This window comes from Bacillus sp. EB106-06-01-XG163, assembly GCF_058791615.1.
In genome coordinates this window covers 52,202-72,527 of sequence record NZ_JBYTDS010000014.1, presented here as the reverse complement: position 1 = coordinate 72,527, position 20,326 = coordinate 52,202, and the positions used below count along the sequence as shown (strand labels likewise).

General features: G+C 47.6%; 19 protein-coding genes. 15 read left to right on the top strand and 4 right to left on the bottom strand.

Going from position 1 to position 20,326, the window contains the following annotated elements; all coding sequences use genetic code 11:
• The first annotated feature begins 53 nt into the window (after window positions 1-53).
• From AC3WTF_RS15745 to AC3WTF_RS15685, 13 genes are all read left to right on the top strand, one after another.
• On the top strand, window positions 54-449 hold the full coding sequence (locus AC3WTF_RS15745) for a DUF5365 family protein (protein WP_007408448.1): 396 nt from the start codon (window positions 54-56) through the stop codon (window positions 447-449).
• A 130-nt stretch (window positions 450-579) separates the two neighbouring features.
• The gene (locus tag AC3WTF_RS15740) at window positions 580-1,002 is read left to right on the top strand and encodes a CBS domain-containing protein (RefSeq protein ID WP_007408449.1); all 423 of its coding nucleotides are present in this window, start codon (window positions 580-582) and stop codon (window positions 1,000-1,002) included.
• Between the two features lie 127 nt (window positions 1,003-1,129).
• The gene (locus AC3WTF_RS15735; RefSeq protein ID WP_007408450.1) at window positions 1,130-1,819 is read left to right on the top strand and encodes an HAD family hydrolase; all 690 of its coding nucleotides are present in this window, start codon (window positions 1,130-1,132) and stop codon (window positions 1,817-1,819) included.
• A complete protein-coding gene (locus tag AC3WTF_RS15730) occupies window positions 1,812-3,350 on the top strand; it encodes a bifunctional GNAT family N-acetyltransferase/carbon-nitrogen hydrolase family protein (RefSeq protein WP_007408451.1) in 1,539 nt (512 codons plus the stop codon). Before AC3WTF_RS15735 ends, AC3WTF_RS15730 begins: the two co-directional genes overlap by 8 nt.
• Window positions 3,351-3,594: 244 nt before the next feature.
• Window positions 3,595-4,947 (top strand): aspartate aminotransferase family protein, encoded by a 1,353-nt coding sequence (locus AC3WTF_RS15725; RefSeq protein ID WP_492314306.1) that lies wholly within the window; start codon window positions 3,595-3,597, stop codon window positions 4,945-4,947.
• Between the two features lie 16 nt (window positions 4,948-4,963).
• On the top strand, window positions 4,964-5,539 hold the full coding sequence (locus AC3WTF_RS15720) for a glycerol-3-phosphate responsive antiterminator (protein ID WP_007409286.1): 576 nt from the start codon (window positions 4,964-4,966) through the stop codon (window positions 5,537-5,539).
• 172 nt (window positions 5,540-5,711) lie between these two features.
• Window positions 5,712-6,539, top strand: coding sequence for an MIP/aquaporin family protein (locus AC3WTF_RS15715; protein ID WP_007409285.1), 828 nt, complete (start codon window positions 5,712-5,714; stop codon window positions 6,537-6,539).
• Between the two features lie 16 nt (window positions 6,540-6,555).
• A complete protein-coding gene (glpK, locus tag AC3WTF_RS15710; RefSeq protein WP_007409284.1) occupies window positions 6,556-8,046 on the top strand; it encodes a glycerol kinase GlpK in 1,491 nt (496 codons plus the stop codon).
• Window positions 8,047-8,183: 137 nt separating this feature from the next.
• Window positions 8,184-9,851, top strand: coding sequence for a glycerol-3-phosphate dehydrogenase (gene glpD, locus AC3WTF_RS15705; RefSeq protein WP_003155341.1), 1,668 nt, complete (start codon window positions 8,184-8,186; stop codon window positions 9,849-9,851).
• A gap of 139 nt (window positions 9,852-9,990) precedes the next feature.
• Window positions 9,991-11,733, top strand: coding sequence for a phospho-sugar mutase (locus AC3WTF_RS15700; RefSeq protein WP_007409283.1), 1,743 nt, complete (start codon window positions 9,991-9,993; stop codon window positions 11,731-11,733).
• Between the two features lie 145 nt (window positions 11,734-11,878).
• Window positions 11,879-13,015, top strand: a complete 1,137-nt coding sequence (locus tag AC3WTF_RS15695; RefSeq protein ID WP_129003801.1) for a GAF domain-containing sensor histidine kinase — start codon at window positions 11,879-11,881, stop codon at window positions 13,013-13,015.
• On the top strand, window positions 13,015-13,662 hold the full coding sequence (locus AC3WTF_RS15690) for a response regulator (RefSeq protein ID WP_047935530.1): 648 nt from the start codon (window positions 13,015-13,017) through the stop codon (window positions 13,660-13,662). Before AC3WTF_RS15695 ends, AC3WTF_RS15690 begins: the two co-directional genes overlap by 1 nt.
• Window positions 13,659-14,183 (top strand): NADPH-dependent FMN reductase, encoded by a 525-nt coding sequence (locus AC3WTF_RS15685; RefSeq protein WP_007409280.1) that lies wholly within the window; start codon window positions 13,659-13,661, stop codon window positions 14,181-14,183. The genes AC3WTF_RS15690 and AC3WTF_RS15685 overlap by 4 nt, the downstream gene beginning before the upstream one ends.
• Before the next feature lie 13 nt (window positions 14,184-14,196).
• On the opposite strand, the gene AC3WTF_RS15680 is transcribed toward AC3WTF_RS15685, so the two are convergent.
• Window positions 14,197-14,439 carry a YhdB family protein gene (locus AC3WTF_RS15680; RefSeq protein WP_003155335.1) on the bottom strand — a complete coding sequence of 81 codons (243 nt, stop codon included), beginning with the start codon at window positions 14,437-14,439 and terminating at the stop codon, window positions 14,197-14,199.
• A 190-nt stretch (window positions 14,440-14,629) separates the two neighbouring features.
• On the opposite strand from AC3WTF_RS15680, the gene AC3WTF_RS15675 reads away from it, so the two are divergent.
• A complete protein-coding gene (locus AC3WTF_RS15675; RefSeq protein ID WP_007409279.1) occupies window positions 14,630-14,953 on the top strand; it encodes a DUF3889 domain-containing protein in 324 nt (107 codons plus the stop codon).
• A 44-nt stretch (window positions 14,954-14,997) separates the two neighbouring features.
• On the opposite strand, the gene lytF is transcribed toward AC3WTF_RS15675, so the two are convergent.
• The 3 genes from lytF to AC3WTF_RS15660 all read right to left on the bottom strand — a co-directional run bounded on the left by lytF (window position 14,998) and on the right by AC3WTF_RS15660 (window position 18,713).
• Window positions 14,998-16,452: a peptidoglycan endopeptidase LytF gene (lytF, locus tag AC3WTF_RS15670; RefSeq protein WP_492314305.1), complete on the bottom strand. Its 1,455-nt coding sequence runs from the start codon at window positions 16,450-16,452 to the stop codon at window positions 14,998-15,000.
• Window positions 16,453-16,632: 180 nt separating this feature from the next.
• Window positions 16,633-17,067 carry a nitric oxide-sensing transcriptional repressor NsrR gene (gene nsrR, locus AC3WTF_RS15665; protein WP_007610306.1) on the bottom strand — a complete coding sequence of 145 codons (435 nt, stop codon included), beginning with the start codon at window positions 17,065-17,067 and terminating at the stop codon, window positions 16,633-16,635.
• Between the two features lie 131 nt (window positions 17,068-17,198).
• Window positions 17,199-18,713 (bottom strand): mechanosensitive ion channel, encoded by a 1,515-nt coding sequence (locus tag AC3WTF_RS15660; protein ID WP_492314304.1) that lies wholly within the window; start codon window positions 18,711-18,713, stop codon window positions 17,199-17,201.
• Window positions 18,714-18,882: 169 nt separating this feature from the next.
• On the opposite strand from AC3WTF_RS15660, the gene AC3WTF_RS15655 reads away from it, so the two are divergent.
• Window positions 18,883-20,289, top strand: coding sequence for a SpoVR family protein (locus tag AC3WTF_RS15655; RefSeq protein WP_007409274.1), 1,407 nt, complete (start codon window positions 18,883-18,885; stop codon window positions 20,287-20,289).
• The last annotated feature ends 37 nt before the right edge of the window (window positions 20,290-20,326 follow it).

Genomic DNA, 20,326 nt, shown 5'->3' with positions numbered 1-20,326 from the left:
TAGCTTTCGCGTTTTTTTCTATGCTATTCTTGATAAAGATTAAGGATATTCACATGGCAAGAAAGGTGATTGATGTGAGAATTGTGAACGCAGCGACTGACGGACAAGAAAGCGCGATACAAGAGCTTTCCTCTGAATTGTTTCAAAATGTCTTTCCTCTTTATTTCTCCGAACTGGAAATTCAGCGCTTTAAAAAAAGGGGCGTATTATCATTACAAAACCAACGTTACCAAGGAACTTTAAAAGAAGCGTTTCAAATTATGGCTTGTCTGCAAACGGTACATATCATGCTGTCAAAGCCGCACCCGGTATATGACGTCAAAGAGCGGGCGCTGTTTGATAAAAATTGCGCTTTGCTGAATGAATGCGGAATGAATTTTCCCTTTACCTATGATGATTTCGAGACAGGGGCCGGATCAGAAGCCTGCGGTCACAGAAGGCTGATCTGACGGGTATAAAGAGCCTTTTAACAGGCTCTTTTTTGCTTCCTTGACATGATACCACAATTTCTTTCCTCTAACTCCCTTTATAATGAGACAAATCCCCGAGCATAATAAATGTCGAAAGGGGTGCTTTACAATGAGTTCAATCAAACAATCAATGACTACCCACGTGGCTACCGTTTCTCCCAATCAAACGATTCAGGAAGCGGCTGCGCTGATGCACCAGCATAATGTCGGAGCAATTCCCGTCGTTGACGGAGGGGAATTAAAAGGAATGCTGACAGACCGTGATATCGCATTGAGAACAACGGCTCAAGGCCGCGATGGCCAAACACCTGTTTCACACGTGATGTCTTCTGCAGTTGTATCCGGAAACCCGGAAATGAGTCTTGAAGAGGCGTCACATCTGATGGCCCAACACCAAATCCGCCGCCTTCCCATTGTCGATCAAAATCATCTGGTCGGGATCGTTGCGCTTGGAGACTTAGCGGTCGATCAGCGTTCAAATGAGTCTGCGGGAGCAGCTCTTTCCAATATTTCCAGTCAAAACACACAGTAACGGATGAAGAGAGCTTGCACTCATGCAGGCTCTTCTTTCCGTGAGAATGTTACATTTTGAACGCGAAAGAAATTCACGGTATAGTGTATACATAGGTCAGTACGTTTAGCTAAAGGAGCTGTAACCATTGATAAAAGCATTAATCTTTGATTTTGACGGGTTAATTTTAGATACAGAAACCCATGAATATGAAGTGCTGCAGGAAATGTTTGAAGAACACGGTTCAACATTGCCTTTATCCGTCTGGGGAAAGGTGATCGGAACGGCCGCGGGGTTTAAGCCGTTCGCATATTTAGAGGAGCAGCTGGGAAGAAAGCTCGATCATGATGAACTGACGGCGATCAGGCGCGGGCGCTTCGAACAGCGGATGAAGACGGAAACGGCGCGTCCCGGGGTGGAGGCTTATTTAGCCGCGGCAAAAGAATTAGGATTGAAAGTGGGGCTCGCGTCCAGCTCAGATTTTAAATGGGTATCGGGCCATCTGAAGGAATTAGGCCTGTTTGATGAATTTGAAGTGATTCAGACGGCTGACGACGTAGAAGAAGTGAAGCCGAATCCGGAGCTCTATCTGAAAGCTGCGGAACATTTAGGCGTTGAACCATCTGAATGTCTGGCCTTTGAGGATTCGGTCAACGGCTCAATCGCAGCCAAACGGGCCGGCATGAAATGTGTCATCGTCCCGAATAAGGTAACAAGCGCCCTGTTATTTGAAGAATACGATCACAGACTGGAATCGATGGCGGAAATGGAACTTGAATTACTCTTACAGCGATTGAACGATCAAAACGAAACGGCAGGGGGAAGCAGCATTGTCTGAGAAACTTGATCTGACCCGTTTTGAAAAGAAAATGGTCATCCGGAATATGGAAGAGAAAGATATCAACAAAATTATTGAGCTGCAAAAGGATTGTTTTCCGGGGATGGAGCCGTGGGAGCCTGAGCATTTAATCAGCCATCTCGCGCACTTTCCGGAAGGTCAGTTTTGCGCCGAGTATGAAGGGGAAATTATCGGTTCATGCTCAAGCCTGATCATCAATTTCGATGAATATGATGACCGCCACACGTGGCAGGACATTACAGACGACGGTTATATCACGAACCACAACCCGGACGGATTGAATCTGTACGGGATTGAGGTAATGGTTCACCCGGAATACAGACGGATGAAAATCGGACACCGGCTGTATGAGGCGAGAAAAGACTTGGCGAGACGATTGAATCTGAAAAGCATCATTATCGGCGGGCGGATTCCGAATTATCATAAGTATGCGGAAGAAATGACGGCGAGAGCCTATGTCGAACAGGTGACGCGCCATCAGATTTATGATCCGGTGCTTTCTTTCCAGCTGATGAACGGATTTACGCTCATGCGGATCAATCCGAATTATCTCCCGGATGACACCGCGTCCATTAAATATGCGACATTAATGCAATGGAACAATGTCGATTACCTGCCGCAATCGAAGCGCTATTACAAATCGGCATTTCCGGTGCGCATCTGCGTCATTCAATATGAAATGAAAAAGATTTACTCCTTCGAGGAATTTGCCAATCAGGTTGAATATTATGTCGATGTGGCTTCCGATGCGAGATCTGATTTCGCAGTGTTCCCGGAGATTTTCACGACGCAGCTCATGTCTTTCCTCGAGGAGCGTTCTCCGAGTCTGGCCATTCAGAGGATTACCGAATATACCGAGGACTATATCAGCCTCTTTACAGATCTCGCGGTGAAATATAACGTCAACATCATCGGCGGCTCCCACTTCGTTGAAGAAGAGGGGAAAATTTATAACATCGCGTACTTATTCAGACGTGACGGCACGATTGAAAAACAATATAAGCTTCACATTACGCCGAATGAGCGGAAATGGTGGGGCATCAGCGCCGGAGACAGGGTGCGCGTATTTGATACGGACTGCGGAAAGATCGCCATTCAGATCTGTTACGATATCGAATTTCCGGAGCTTGCGAGAATTGCCGCGGATCAAGGGGCGAAAATTATCTTTACGCCGTTCTGCACTGAAGACCGCCAAGGCTACTTGCGCGTAAGGTACTGCTCTCAGGCGCGAGCGGTTGAAAACCAAATTTACACCGTCATCTCAGGTACGGTCGGAAACCTGCCGCAAACAGAAAATATGGATATTCAATACGCGCAGTCAGCCATTTTTGCTCCGTCTGATTTTGAATTTGCCAGAGACGGAATCGTCGGTGAAACGAATCCGAATATCGAAATGGTCGTGATCGGGGACGTGGACCTTGAAATCTTAAGAAGGCAGCGTGAAAACGGAACCGTGCGCCAGCTGAAAGACCGGCGCAAAGACATTTACCGGATTACGCATCTGAAATAAAAAAAACGCCCGCTCCGCTTAAGGGGCGGGTTTTTTTATAAAAACACTTGCACCGGCCCCTGTTTCGGGATATGCTCTTGTAGCCCTTTCGCTTTCTGGGAGAAAGCGTTTTTTTAATTGCCGCCGCTTTATTGACTCGCCCATGCCGCGCCTTTATATTCTTATTAAGAGGAAAACTTCACCAAGAGAATCGGCGTCAGAAGCCGGGCAGCTTTCGATACAGTGCAATGATATTGAAAGGGAGATGAGCGGTGTGGAACATGTACAAAAAAATCAGTCACTCAAACAAAAGGATAAAGAGCTGATTTGGCACGCGATGAAAGGGGCGGAGCCGGATGACAGCATAATCGTCCAAAAAGGGGAAGGCGCCTGGGTTACGGACATTGACGGCAGACGGTATTTGGACGGCATGTCAGGCCTGTGGTGCGTCAATATCGGATACGGCAGAAAGGAACTTGCCGATGCGGCTTACAGCCAATTGAAGGAGCTTCCTTATTATCCGCTGACCCAAAGCCATCAACCCGCGATTGAGCTTGCGGAAAAATTGAATGAATGGCTCGACGGCGATTATGTAATCTTCTTTTCCAACAGCGGATCGGAAGCAAATGAAACCGCGTTCAAAATTGCCCGCCAATACCACATTGAAAACGGCGATCACAGCCGCTTCAAATTCATCTCCCGGTACAGAGGCTATCACGGCAATACGATGGGGGCGCTCGCCGCTACCGGCCAGGCGCAGAGAAAATATAAATATGAGCCGCTCTCACAAGGTTTTTTGCACGCGGCGCCGCCTGATCTCTATCGGAATCCCGGCGATGCCGTCACATTGGAAAGCGCGCATGAAATCGACCGGATCATGACGTGGGAGTTAAGCGAAACGATTGCCGGCGTTATTATGGAACCGATTATTACAGGCGGAGGGATACTGATGCCCCCGGACGGGTATATGGCAAAGGTAGAGGACATTTGCCGCCGCCACGGCGCGCTTCTGATCAGTGATGAAGTCATTTGCGGTTTCGGCCGCACGGGAGAGCCGTTCGGATTTCAGCATTACGGCGTTTCACCGGACATCGTCACAATGGCAAAAGGCATTACGAGCGCTTATCTGCCGCTGTCGGCAACGGCAGTAAAACGGGAGATTTTTGAGGCGTATTCGGGCGGTGAGCCGTACGGCCGCTTCCGGCACGTGAATACATTCGGAGGCAATCCGGCAGCCTGCGCCCTGGCCTTGAAAAACCTGCAATTGATGGAGGACGAAAATCTGATCGCCCGCTCCCGGGAGCTTGGAGAAAGGCTGCTCCGTGAGCTTGAGCCGCTCAGAGAACATCCGGCGGTCGGAGATGTACGGGGCAAGGGCCTTCTTGCAGGCATTGAGCTCGTCAAGGACAAAATCACGAAGGAACCCGCTGATGCCGCCCTTGTGCAACACGTCATCACCGCGTGCAGAGAAAAAGGCCTGCTTGTCGGGAAAAATGGCGATACTGTAGCGGGATATAATAATGTCATTCAGCTGTCTCCGCCTTTTTGCCTGTCGGACGAGGAGCTCTCTTTCATCATTTCGACCGTCAAGGAAAGCGTGCTGAGCATTGATTTTTAATGTAAAGGAGTAAAACATGAGTTTTCACAACCAGCAGATTCTACCGGCAATCCGGAACATGAAGCAATTCGATGCATTTTTAGAAAGTCCGTTCTTATACGGCGTCATTTTAGATATCCACCTCGGTCAATTAAAAGGTGTCGTGAATGAAGCGAAAAAACACGGAAAACTTCTGATGGTTCACGTCGATTTAATCCACGGCATTAAGCATGATGAATACGGTGCGGAGTTCATTTGCCAGGATATCCGGCCCGCGGGCATCATTTCGACGAGATCATCAGTCATCGTTAAAGCGAAACAAAAGAAAATATACGCGATCCAGCGTCTGTTTCTCTTAGATACGAGCGCCATGGAGAAAAGCATGGAATTCGTCGGAAAGCATAAGCCTGACTTTATCGAGGTTCTCCCGGGCATCGTTCCGACTTTAATCAGAGAAATTAAAGAAATGACGGGGATTCCGATTTTTGCCGGCGGCTTCATCCGCACGGAGCAGGACGTTGAAAACGCCTTGCAGGCAGGAGCCACGGCCGTGACGACTTCAGACACCGACCTATGGGCTAAATATGAACATTCTATGACAAAAAAAGATTGACACCGCTTACACCCATTGTTACAATAGACCTAGGTTAATACTATGTGATGGAGACCCGGAGACCCACAACAGCTCTTTACGGAAGCAATAAAGCGTAAAGCGGTTTGTTGTGGGTTTTTTATTCTCTATAACTCTGTCAAACCTGCTATTATGTCATTTAGGAGGAATGATGATGACAGCATTTTGGGGAGAAGTAATCGGTACAATGCTGCTTGTTATTTTCGGCGGCGGCGTTTGTGCGGGAGTCAATTTAAAGAAATCGCTTTCATACCAATCCGGATGGATTGTTATTGTATTCGGCTGGGGATTGGGAGTAGCCATGGCGGCATATGCCGTCGGCAGCATCAGCGGCGCCCACTTGAATCCGGCTTTAACGATAGGCCTTGCGCTTGAAGGCAGCTTTCCTTGGAAAGAGGTACCTGTTTATATTGCGGGACAGATGATCGGAGCAATGATCGGTGCGGTTGTTGTGTACCTTCATTATCTGCCGCATTGGAAGGCGACGGATGATCCGGCCGCTAAACTGGGCGTTTTCTCGACCGGCCCGAGTATTCCTCATACATTTGGGAATATGATAAGTGAAGTCATTGGTACGTTTGTGCTTGTGCTCGGCATTTTGGCAATCGGAGCGAATGAATTTACAAAAGGGCTGAACCCGCTGATTGTCGGATTCCTCATCGTTGCCATCGGGATTTCTCTTGGAGGGACGACCGGATATGCGATCAACCCTGCGCGGGATTTGGGGCCGAGAATCGCTCACGCCTTTTTGCCGATTCCGAAAAAAGGGCCGTCAAATTGGAAATATGCCTGGATTCCCGTAATCGGTCCGATCATGGGCGGTGCGTTCGGCGGCGTATTTTACAATGCCGCGTTTAAAGGAAATGTGACACCTAGCTTTTGGTTTGTAAGCGTTATAATGGTTGTAGTGCTTTTCATACTTTATCTTTATACCAAGAAATCTCAATCACAGAAAACATTATCAAATTCTGAATATATTTAAAAAGGAGAGCGGCATCATGGAGACCTATATTTTATCAATTGACCAAGGCACAACAAGTTCAAGAGCGATTCTTTTTAATAAAGAAGGAAAAATCGTGCATTCCGCTCAAAAGGAATTCACACAGCATTTCCCTCAGCCGGGCTGGGTGGAGCACAATGCGAACGAAATCTGGGGATCGGTGCTCGCCGTTATCGCGACTGTGATCTCCGAGTCCGGAATCAGCGCTGATCAAATTGCCGGTATCGGCATCACGAACCAAAGGGAAACGACGGTCGTATGGGATAAAGATACCGGAAAGCCGGTATACAATGCGATTGTCTGGCAATCGAGACAAACATCCGGCATTTGCGAAGAGCTTCGTGAAAAAGGATATAATGATACATTCAGAGAAAAAACGGGACTTTTGATCGACCCTTATTTCTCAGGAACGAAAGTCAAATGGATTCTTGACAATGTAGAAGGCGCGCGGGAAAAAGCGGAAAACGGAAGTCTTCTGTTCGGAACGATTGATTCATGGCTCATCTGGAAAATGTCCGGAGGGGCGGCGCACGTAACGGATTATTCCAACGCTTCAAGAACGCTGATGTTTAATATACATGAATTAAAATGGGATGACGAGCTGCTTGATATTTTAGGCGTGCCGAAATCAATGCTGCCGGAAGTGAAACCGTCTTCTCATGTGTACGCGAAAACGGTTGATTATCATTTCTTCGGTAAAAACATTCCGATTGCGGGAGCGGCCGGAGACCAGCAGTCTGCGCTGTTCGGTCAGGCGTGCTTTGAAGAAGGCATGGGGAAAAACACATACGGCACAGGCTGCTTTATGCTGATGAATACCGGAGAAAAAGCCATCACTTCTGATCACGGCCTTCTGACGACAATCGCCTGGGGATTAGACGGAAAAGTCGAGTATGCACTGGAAGGAAGCATCTTTGTCGCAGGTTCTGCCATCCAATGGCTGAGAGACGGCATGCGGATGTTCCAAGATTCAAAAGAAAGCGAGACATACGCAGAGCGTGTGGATTCCGCTGACGGTGTTTATGTCGTGCCCGCTTTCGTCGGATTAGGCACACCGTACTGGGACAGTGACGTGCGCGGCTCAGTTTTCGGCCTGACACGCGGAACGACGAAGGAGCATTTTATCCGGGCTACGCTTGAATCTCTCGCTTATCAGGCGAAAGATGTGCTTGATGCCATGGAGGCTGATTCAGGCATCTCTTTAAAAACATTGCGTGTAGACGGCGGAGCGGTAAAAAATAACTTCCTCATGCAGTTCCAAAGCGACTTGCTTGATGTGCCGGTCGAACGTCCGGAAATTAATGAAACGACGGCGCTCGGTGCTGCGTATTTGGCCGGAATCGCTGTCGGCTACTGGAAGGACAGCACTGAAATCGCTGATCAATGGAACCTTGATAAGCAATTCAAACCGGAAATGGAAGATGAAAAACGCGATGAATTGTACGGCGGATGGAAAAAAGCAGTAAATGCAGCTATGGCTTTTAAATAAGATAAAAATGTGGTATACTGAAAACAAGTTAATAGGAACGGTCCTGAGATGAGGAGAGACCACAGCACCAAAGTGATAACTGCGCTTTGGCTGTTGTGGTCTCTTTTTCTATACCGTGACAACAAGGAGGAAACGTAATGATGAATCACCAATTTTCAAGTTTAGAACGGGATCATATGCTGGAAGACATGACTAAAAAAACATACGATCTGTTTATTATAGGGGGAGGTATTACGGGTGCCGGTACGGCGCTTGACGCTGCTTCAAGGGGAATGAAAGTCGCTTTGAGCGAAATGCAGGATTTCGCGGCCGGCACATCAAGCCGATCCACAAAGCTTGTCCACGGCGGTTTGCGTTATCTGAAGCAATTTGAAGTCAAAATGGTTGCAGAAGTCGGTAAGGAACGTGCCATCGTGTACGAAAACGGCCCGCACGTCACGACGCCGGAATGGATGCTGCTGCCGTTTCATAAAGGCGGCACGTTCGGTTCATTCTCTACTTCCATCGGCCTGCGTGTGTATGACTATTTAGCGGGAGTAAAAAAATCAGAGCGCAGAAGCATGCTGTCTGCTAAAGAAACGCTGCAAAAAGAGCCGCTCGTCAAAAAAGACGGCTTAAAAGGCGGAGGCTATTATGTAGAGTACCGGACGGACGATGCGAGACTGACGATTGAAGTCATGAAAGAAGCCGTTAAATTCGGTGCGGAGCCTGTCAACTATTCTAAAGTGAAAGAACTGCTTTATGAAAAAGGAAAAGTTGTCGGCGTTTTAATTGAAGATCTGCTGTCAGGCAAGGAATACAAAGTTTACGCCAAAAAAATCGTCAATGCGACAGGTCCGTGGGTCGACGAGCTGAGAGAAAAAGACCACAGCAAAAGCGGAAAACATCTTCAGCACACAAAAGGGGTCCATCTCGTATTCGACCAATCCGTATTCCCGCTTAAACAGGCGGTGTACTTTGATACGCCGGACGGCCGGATGGTGTTCGCCATTCCGCGTGAAGGAAAAACATACGTGGGTACGACCGATACGGTTTACAAACAAAAACTTGAGCACCCGCGCATGACGGTGCAGGATCGCGATTATGTCGTCAGCTCCATCAATTATATGTTCCCGGAACTGAACATTACGGCGGACGATATTGAATCAAGCTGGGCCGGCCTCAGACCGCTTATTCACGAAGAAGGGAAAGACCCGTCTGAGATCTCCCGTAAAGATGAAATCTGGACATCTCAATCAGGCCTGATTACGATCGCCGGAGGAAAACTGACGGGCTACCGTAAAATGGCTGAGCACATTGTCGATCTTGTCCGCGACCGCTTGAAAGAAGAGGGCGGCCAGGACTTCGGCGGCTGCAAGACGAAGACGATGCCGATTTCCGGCGGACATGTCGGCGGCTCTAAAAACTTCGAGTCATTTGTGGAAGCAAAGACAAAAGACGGCTTGAAAATCGGTTTATCACAGGAAACCGCTAAGCAGTTAGCCATCAGATACGGCTCTAACGTTGAAAATGTATTCAGCCGGATTGAAGGTCTGAAAGACGAAGCGGAAAAACGCCAGATTCCGGTTCACATTTTGGCTGAAGCGGCTTACAGCATCGAAGAAGAAATGGCTGCGACACCTGCCGATTTCTTCGTCCGCAGAACGGGAAGACTGTTCTTCGACATCAAATGGGTGCAAACGTATAAAACGGCCGTGATTGATTACATGAGCGACCGATTCCAATGGAATGACGAAACGAAAGAAAAACACACTGAGTGGTTAAATACGCTGCTGCACGACGCGGTTGTTCCGCTCGAACAATAATAACCGGAGGGCTGTGCCGAAAAGGCATGAGCCCTTCTTTTATCTTTTTACATAAAGCATTTGGTTAAGTTATCAAGTGACACGGGCAGCCGCTTCATATTAAAATATGGTCATAAGCTGAAATTATAGGAGGACGAACATGAGTTGGAGTAAGAGTTACGAACGCTGGAATCAGGCCGAACAATTAGATTCAGAATTGAAAAAATTATTGGCGGACGCAGAAGGAAACGAGCAGCTGCTGGAAGATTTTTTCTACAAAAATCTTGAGTTCGGAACAGGAGGCATGAGAGGAGAAATCGGGCCGGGTACGAACAGGATGAATATTTACACGGTCCGCAAAGCATCCGCCGGACTTGCGGCGTATATCGCGAAACAGGGGGAAGACGCGAAAAAAAGAGGGGTTGCGATCGCATACGACTCCCGTCATAAATCTCCTGAGTTTGCGATGGAAGCTGCAAAAACCCTTGCTTCCCAAGGCATTCAAACATACGTATTTGATGAGCTCCGCCCGACGCCTGAGCTGTCTTTTGCGGTGAGAAAGCTGAACGCTTATGCCGGTATCGTCGTGACGGCCAGCCATAACCCGCCTGAATATAACGGATATAAAGTGTATGGCGATGACGGCGCACAGCTGCCGCCGAAAGAAGCGGACATCGTCATTGCGGAAGTGAATGCCATAGAAAATGAACTAACGATTCAAGTTGAAGATGAACAGTCGCTGAAAGAAAAAGGTTTGATTAAAATAATCGGTGAAGAAATTGATAAACCATATACTGAAGAACTGACTTCCATCTCCGTACATCCCGAGCTTTCGGATGAAGTGGATGTCAGCGTCGTGTTCACTCCGCTGCACGGCACGGCAAATAAACCGGTGCGCCGCGGTCTTGAAGCACTCGGTTACAAAAACGTCACCGTCGTGAAGGAGCAAGAGCTGCCGGACCCGGATTTTTCAACCGTCAAATCGCCGAATCCGGAAGAGCACGCGGCATTCGAATATGCCATTAAACTCGGAGAAGAACAAAACGCTGATATTCTCGTCGCTACGGACCCGGATGCCGACCGTCTCGGCATTGCGGTAAAAAACAGCGAAGGCAAGTACACAGTGCTGACGGGAAACCAGACAGGCGCGCTTTTGTTGCATTACCTGCTTTCCGAGAAGAAAAAACAGGGCGCCCTTCCTGAAAACGGTGTCGTCATGAAAACGATTGTCACGAGCGAATTGGGCCGCGCCGTCGCTTCATCGTTCGGATTAGATACGGTTGACACGCTGACAGGCTTCAAATTTATCGGTGAAAAGATCAAAGAATATGAAAAATCAGGCCAATACACGTTCCAGTTCGGGTATGAAGAAAGCTACGGCTACTTAATCGGCGATTTCGCGCGTGACAAAGACGCGATACAGGCTGCGCTGTTAGCCGTCGAGGTATGCGCCTTTTATAAAAAGCAGGGCATGTCGCTTTATGACGCGCTGCTGTCCATTTTTAAAGAATACGGTTATTACCGTGAAGGCTTGAAGTCATTGACGTTAAAAGGAAAACAGGGAGCAGAGCAGATTTCCGCTATCCTGACTTCTTTCCGAAACGATCCGCCGAAGCAGATGGCCGGAAAACAAATCACGCAGGCTGAGGACTATTCAACGGGAAAACGGACTGTATTTGCCGATCATCATGAAGAAGATATTGATCTGCCGAAGTCAAATGTCCTGAAATATTTCCTTGAAGACGGCTCTTGGTTCTGCCTTCGTCCATCAGGAACGGAGCCGAAAGTGAAGTTCTATTTCGCCGTGAAGGGAACTTCTTTACAAGACAGCGAACAGCGTCTTGCCGCATTATCTGAAGCCGTCATGAAAACGGTGGATGGCATAGTGGAAAAAACGAAATAAACAACAAACCGCCGGAAGCGACATCCGGCGGTTTTTTTATACGCCTCATCCGAAAGTATGAGGAAAATTCATGCTGAAAACAAAGGAATATACAGAAAAGAATTGATATAATATGGATAATTCTGATTGGCCGGAGTGAGGGAAATTGACGAAAACGACGGTAGAAACGTTAAAAACGTTAAAAGCGATTGCGGAAACCTTAAACCAAAGCCACGATTTAAAGGAAGCGCTTGATAAAGTGCTTCGCGAACTGCTCAGCCTGACCGGGCTGCAGACAGGGTGGATTTTTCTGATTGAGCCGGACGGATCTTATACGCTCGCCGCATCCGCTTATTTACCGCCGGCTCTCGGTCAGCGGGAAAATGCACTCATGTGCAGCGGGGAATGCTATTGTCTGACCAAATTCAGCAATGGCGGATTGACAAAGGCCGTAAACATAATGAATTGTAAACGGATTGAATTTGCGGAACAGACGACGAACTGCCGCGATACGGAGGGCATTACCCATCATGCGACCGTACCGCTTGAGGACGGCGGCCGGAAGTTCGGTTTATTAAACGTCGCCGCAAGCGAAAAGACATTTTTCAACGAAGAAGAACTGCATCTGCTTGAAGCGGTTGCATTTCAAATCGGAACGGCGATTCAGCGGATGAAATTGGCCGAATTTGAGCAGCAGAACGCCCTGTTGATGGAACGAAGCAGACTTGCGCAAGAGCTGCATGATTCCGTCAATCAGATGCTGTTTTCTGTCAGCTTAACGGCAAAAGCCGCAAAGAGCTTTACAGATGATGATCGGCTCCGGCAGATGATTACGTTTATTCAAGAGCTGTCTCAGAATGCGCTAACAGAAATGAGAGCGCTTATTTGGCAGCTGAAGCCGGAAAGTTTGACGAAAGGGCTGTATGCTTCGATCAAAAGCTATGCCGCTCTTATCGGCCTGGAAGCCGTTTGTGAAATGGAGGATGAGCTGGAGCTTACGGATGAACAGGAACACGCGCTTTGGCGGATCGCCCAGGAAGCCTTGAATAACTGTAAAAAGCATGCGGGAACGGACCGGGTTATCATTTCCGCCGTTAAAAAGCCGGATTGCGCTGAGCTTCATATTAGCGACCGTGGAGCGGGCTTCAGCGCTGATGCGCATGCTGTGCTGCCGTCGCTCGGCGTGACCGGCATGAAAGCGCGCGCCGAAGCAATCGGAGGCCGCTTTACATTGCAATCCGAGATTGGCGCCGGAACGATTGTCTCCGTTCGGCTTCCATTTCGGGACAGGAGGTCTGATTGATGAAAATTGTGATTGCTGATGATCATCACGTTGTCCGCAAAGGACTGCGCTATTTCTTCGCCACTCAGGAAGACATTGAAGTTGTCGGTGAGGCGTCCACCGGTGCTGAAGCGCTTCAGCAAGCTGAAAAGACGGAGCCGGACATCATTCTGATGGATTTATCAATGCCTGATATGGACGGCATAGAAGCGGCAAAAATTGCGGCTGAACGATTTCCGGACATCAGTATCGTCGTTTTGACGAGCTATTCTGATCAGGAGCATGTCATTCCCGCCCTTAAAGCCGGCGCAAAAGCGTATCAGCTGAAAGACGCCCAGCCCGATGATTTAGTGAAAACGCTCTGGGAAGTGTATTCCGGACGTTACCGGCTGTCGGCGGATATTGTGCCTCACGTGCTGACCCATATGGTTCAGGATGATCAGGATAAGGAAAAATATGATCAGCTCACCCCTCGTGAAAAAGATGTTCTTCAAGAAATAGCCAAAGGGAAAAGCAATAAGGAAATTGCGGCGGCACTGTTTATTTCAGAAAAAACAGTGAAAACCCACGTGTCCAACCTGCTGTCAAAGCTGAATCTTTCCGATCGGACGCAGGCGGCATTGTATGCGGTAAAATATAATGTTTTTGGAAAGGCGGTAAAATCATGAGCATATTAGTGATCAGCGGCACACCGAGAAAAAACGGGCGGACTAGAATTGCCGCTTCTTATATAAGAGATCGGTTTCATACCGATTTTATTGATTTGAGCGAAAGTGATCTGCCGCTTTATAACGGTGAAGAAGAACAGAACGAGCTGCCTTCAGTGCAAGAGTTAAGGCGGCAGGTGAAAAAGTCGGCGGCCGTCGTCTTATTATCTCCCGAGTATCACAGCGGCATGAGCGGCGCTTTAAAAAACGCCATTGATTTTTTAAGCAGCGATCACTGGGCATACAAACCGGTGGCAATCATGGCCGCGGCGGGCGGAGGAAAAGGAGGCATGAACGCGCTGGCGAATATGCGGACGGTCATGCGGGGCGTCTATGCAAATGTCATCCCGAAACAGCTGGTCTTAGACCCGATTCACATCGACATGGAGCGCCGGACCGTATCTGAGGATATGGCTGTCAGCCTGAAAGAGATGATCGAAGAGCTGAATATGTTCACAAACATAAGAAATCCCGGCGTCTGACGCCGGGATTGTTTTATGTCAGCATGGCTAATTGATCTTCATAAGCGAGCTCTGTCGCATGATCAATATACCCGAGAAGAGAATACAGCTCTTTTTCAAGCACCGCATGATCATATTCGAAATGATACGCGTGCAGAAAGTGCTCAATACGCTTTGATAATAAATCATCTTTTGTACGAACCATCAATATTAACAAATTGTCCCATTGAGACCGGTGTGTGTAATACAAGGCTTTGTCATAATCGGCATGATCCATCTAACGCTTCTCCTTTCAATGAGAAGTTCTCCGTTAGTTTATGCCGTCGAAGCCCGATGCAACGGGGGAAAAGTTGGTGGCCTTATCACAGCGGCATAGCAATATGAGGGAGACATAAAATAAAACCGCATATCCGTCTCTTCTTTGGACACGCTAAGATTGACAAAAAACGACTCAGGAGAACATAAAGATGAAATCCCTTCCATTTGCGCTTGCCCTCTTGTTTTGCGGCATTCTCATTGCCTCGATCGCTGAAAAAGGGCATACAGAACACCTTGATCCATCAGTTGAAAAATGGGAGCAGCTCGCATGGAACCAGCTTGAACGTGAATACAAGGGGTCCGAGCTTACCGATTATTCGTACATGGGCCGTACAAAAGTGAACCGGGAACAGACGAAAGATGTGTTTCGCGTAACGGTGCAAACAGCAAAAGAAACGTTTTCATCCCGTGCTGAAGTGTATTTCCATCCCGTGACAAAACACGTGATCAGCATTAATATTTTCAGACTGTAAAAAAAGCTGCACAGCCTTATTGAGGCCGTACAGCTTGTCAGATATCAGAAGAAACGTTTTGCGCCGAGGTAGCGCTGTTTCCAATAGGAATTGTTCATGCTGGAAATAACGACACCCGAATCGTTTGCATTAATAAACTGGCCGTTCCCGAGATAAATACCGACGTGGGAAGGTCCGGCTTTATAAGTTGAGAAAAAGACAAAGTCACCGACCGCCGGCTGGCTGACTGATGTCATCGTATTCCAGTAGCCTGCGGCTGAAAGTCTGGATACAGAAGTGACCTTATTGAGAACGTAATAAATGAAACCGCTGCAGTCAAAGCCTCTCGGCGTCGTCCCGCCCCATACATACGGTACGCCCAGCTGAGCTTTTGCGGCATCGATCATTACATTAATCTTCGCGCTTGTTGAACCTGTGCCGCCTGTGTTGCCGGACTGATTCGGAGTCGTGTTTGTCTGCTGCCCGGTAATCGTCAGCTTTTGTCCGATTTGAAGAACATCTGTTTTCAGATTGTTTTTCTCGCGGATCTGCTGGGCGGTCACATTGAACTTTTGGGCGATCACCCATAAAGAATCCCCGCTTTTCACGGTATATGTAGTGGTTTTCCCTGTATTTCCGGACTGGTTCGGAGTTGACGGTGAAGTCGAAGAGCCGGAAGATGACGTTTTGGTCAGCTTAAGCACTTGTCCGACCCGCAGCATGTCTGACGTCAGTTTGTTGATGCTTCTGATTTGCTGAACCGTCATATTGTATGCGTTTGCGATTTTCCAGAGTGAGTCTCCGCTTTTTACTGTATAGGAGGACGTTTGCGTCTGGTTTTTATTTTGGTTTGAATTGTCCTTTGACGGCGTGTTTCCCGAAGAAGACGTTCCTTTTGTTTTCAGGACTTGGTTTACGTAGATCGTATCCGTTTTTAAGTTGTTTAATACTTTGAGTTCCGCAATGGTCATATTGACGCTGTTTGCGATCTTCCATAGTGAATCGCCGAGTTTGACTTTATACGTCCCGGAAGATGATGACTGCTTTTTGCTGCTGTTTGAGCTGCTGCCCGGCGTGGTTTTTTTCTGATCGGTGCTTGAGGAAACTTTCCCCGTCACTTGCAGCTTCTGTCCCGCGCGGATTAAGTCGCTTGTCAGACCGTTCAATTTTTTCAGTTCCTGTACGGACATTTTAAAATCAGATGCGATCAGCCACAGCGAGTCGCCGCTTTTCACTGTATAAACGCTTTTAGTCGTGCCGCTGTTCTTTGAAGATGGATTTTTGCTGCCGGAATCTGATTTGCCGTTAGGAATGTTGAGTGTCTGCCCGATAGAAAGAACGGTGGATTTTAGATGATTGGCTGATGTAATGGCATCCACGCTCGTATTGTAGTTTTGGGCAAGTTTCCATAATGAATCTCCGCTTTTAACCTTAATCGTTTGTGCTTCTGCCGGTGTTACAGCTAACGCAGACCCGACGATCGCAGATGCAGTCAAACCGACCGCTACCTTTTTTTTCATAATGAATCTCCCTTTTCCTGCGATGATTTTACTATCCCCATTCGTTGCAGCCGCAAGGTGAGGATATCAGTAATGATAATCTTTATATCGGCACTTGTCTGCAATCGTTTATCATATTAATAGAAATAGTCCTTTTTTCTTATGCCGGCATAAAAAAAAAGAAGGAATGCGGACATTCCTTCAGCTTCTGAGCAGTCTCATAATCTCCTCTTTGTTTTTGACCAGATCCCTTAACGTATATTTGTCTAAAACGGCCAGGTAAGCTTGCAGGGCTTCATTCAAAAGGTTCTTTAAGTTGCAGGCGGGAGATATGATACAGAGATTTTTTTTGGAGTCAAAGCATTCTACGATGTTAAAGTCGTCTTCTGTATTTCGAACGACTTCTCCAATGTTTATGTCTTCCGGTGTCATTCCTAATCGGATTCCGCCTCCCCGGCCCCGGATCGTTTCGACATACCCGAGCTGGCCGAGGCGGTAAATGACTTTCATGAGGTGGTTTTTAGAGATGGAATAAGTATCTGCGATTTCTTTTATGTTGGAAAGTTCATCGGAATGTCTGGAAGCCAAAAAAATCAAAACGCGTAAAGAATAATCGGTATAGTTCGTTAATTTCATAGAATGACCTCGAAAAAAGAGATTTTGCTTCTGTTACAGTCTATCATATATGAATCTAAAATGAAAAAAAAGGAATTTGCCCCCTTAACTCAAAAAAAACGTGCGCTCCTTCTGAGCACACGTTTTTTTCGTTAAGACATCGGCGGCTTCCGATCGTCAGCCGATTGATGTTTTTCAATTTTGCGATCCAATTTTGCGAGATAACGGGAGGCGAAATCTTTTCCGCCAAGACCGAATGAAAGTCCGAAGGCAAGCGCGAAACCGCCCAGAATCAGAATAAACGCGGCATTTACGATCGTGTCGGCGACACCGAGCTGATCCAGCGCCATAAAGATTGAAAGAGTGATAATGGTATATTTCGCAAGCGGCGCCAGGAATCTGAATTCCTTTCCGCTCAGCATGCCGGCAAGCAGCCTGCTGACGAGCTGTCCGGCCAAAAGTCCGATTCCGAGAATAAATACAGCGGCCAGAACATTAGGCAGGTAAGCGATAATACCTGTTGCGATAACGACGAGAAATTCGAGATGAACAAGCTGCAGCGCCTCTGCCGTAAACAGCAGGACGATGATGATCTGAACAATCATGCCGACCGTCTGAGAAAGCGTCAGCTTCGGGGTACCCGTCTGTTCAAAACCCATTTTACCGAGAAGAGAGTCGAAACCGGCCCGGTGCAAGAGCCCGGATACAATGCTGTTGACCCATTTTCCGATCCAGATGCCGGCGATGATCAGCACGATACCGATGATGATATTAGGGAGCATTGTGAAGACCGTGTGCAGCATGGCTGACGCCGGTTCAGAAATACCCGCCACATCAAGCCGGTCAAGCGCAGAAATGATCACCGGAATGAAAATCAGCACGTAGACAATCGTTCCGATGATTGCCGACAGGCTTGTATCCTTCAGGTATATAGAAAGCCCTATACGTGCGGCGAGCCTTTCCGTGCCGATACTCGCCAGAAAGTTTGTGACGATATCACGGACGAGACGGGCAACAAGCCAGCCGATTAAAACAATCAGCGCCGCGGCGAATAATTTCGGTATAAAGGACAAAACGCTTTGGATCATATTTGTAAACGGCCCTGATACTCCGCTTATCTGGAGAGCGGCCAAGACGCCGGGCAGGAACAAGAGCAAGACGAAGTAAAAAACGATTCGTGAAGCGGCCGTAACGGATCTGCTCATCTCCGCTTCTTCAGACACCATTGTCCATTTTCTGAGCCGGCCGTTTTCAGCGAGTTTCATGCCCGCTTTTTTGACGAGATAGCTGAAAAGCGAAGCGGCCGCCCAGCCCACGAGCAGAATCAGGCCGGCTTTTAAAATGCTCGGCACAGCCGCCGTTATCGCTGACAGCATGCTGACAAAAGGCGAAGCCACGGTTGTCAGATGCAGAATGTTAAAGAATAGAATAAAAACGATGATTAATGCGATAAAATAAATGACTTTACTGATGACTTTTTCTGAGGAATAGCGCGCCGGCTTTTTTTCGGCGAACAGCCTGTCGTCGATTTTTGTTTTTTGCAGGCCTTTGTATACGGCTTTTTCAATGATTTTGGCAATGCCCCAGCCGATAAGCAGGACGAGCAGTGCGATGATCAGATTCGGGAGTTTGCTGAGATACGTCGTAAGCATGTCTGCTGTATTCAAGTAGAATCGCTCCTTTTCTTTTTGGGGTATGGTGTGTGTTTTACCCACTTACATATAAAGCAAACGGGGCGGATGTGCCGAAAGTTTTCAGCCGGAAACTGGTCTGTTATTTCATCTTTTGAGAGGAGGGGTCATACATTATATATAAGTCCAAGTAGGGGGGATTCGGTTGAACGCGGAGGAGACAAAAGGTTTACAGCGGGCAATTGAGGAAATAACCGACATTGCGAAGGGTTTCGGCCTTGATTTCTACCCGATGAGATATGAAATTTGTCCGGCTGAGATTATTTATACATTCGGCGCGTACGGCATGCCGACGAGATTCAGCCACTGGAGTTTCGGCAAACAATTTCACAAGATGAAACTCCATTATGATCTCGGTTTGAGCAAAATTTATGAACTTGTCATTAATTCCAACCCTTGCTACGCTTTTTTGCTGGACAGCAATTCGCTGATCCAAAATAAATTAATTGTAGCCCATGTTCTTGCCCATTGTGATTTTTTCAAACATAACTGCCGCTTTCAAAATACGAACCGGGACATGGTTGAGAGTATGGCGGCTGCGGCGGAGCGGATTAAGCATTATGAAAGAATTCACGGGATCAAAGAGGTGGAGTCCTTTTTAGATGCCATTCTGGCGGTTCAGGAGCATATCGATCCGTCGCTCGTCAGGCCGAAGCTGCTGTGGAGCGTCGATGACGAAGAGGAGGACGAAGAAGAAACCGCGCCATCGCCTTACGATGATTTATGGGGAATGGATAAGCCGAAGCAGGTGAAAAAGAAAAAAGGGAAAAAACCGTTTCCGCCCCGGCCGGAAAAAGATATTCTGCTGTTTATCGAGGAACATTCGCGGGAGCTTGAACCGTGGCAGCGTGACATTTTAACCATGATGAGAGAAGAAATGCTGTATTTCTGGCCTCAGCTGGAAACGAAAATCATGAACGAAGGCTGGGCATCCTATTGGCATCAGCGGATTATCCGCGAGCTTGACCTGACTTCAGATGAAGCCATCGAATTTGCGAAGCTGAACGCAGGCGTCGTTCAGCCGTCAAAAACGGGAATCAACCCGTATTATTTAGGGCTGAAAATTTTTGAAGACATCGAAGAGCGTTATGACAACCCGACAGATGAAATGAAAAAAACAGGAGTAAAGCCCGGTTCCGGACGCGAGAAAATGTTTGAGGTCAGGGAAATTGAATCGGATATATCATTTATCCGCAATTATTTGACGAAAGATCTCGTGATGCGTGAGGATTTGTATTTATTCCAAAAGCAGGGCAGGGACTATAAAGTGATCGACAAAGAATGGAAGGCCGTGCGCGACCAGCTCGTGAACATGCGGGTCAACGGGGGATTTCCTTATCTGACCGTCAATGACGGGGATTACCTGAAGAATAATGAGCTTTATATTAAACATTGGTATGAGGGAATTGAGCTTGATCTGAAATATTTGGAGAAAGTGCTGCCGTATCTGTACCAGCTGTGGGGCAGGAGCGTGCACATCGAATCTGTTCTTGAAGACAGAGAAGTGATGTTTTCGTATGACGGCAAAGGAGTGCACCGGAGATATCTGTAAAAGAAGAAAGGATGCGGGGAAACCCCCGCATCCTTTT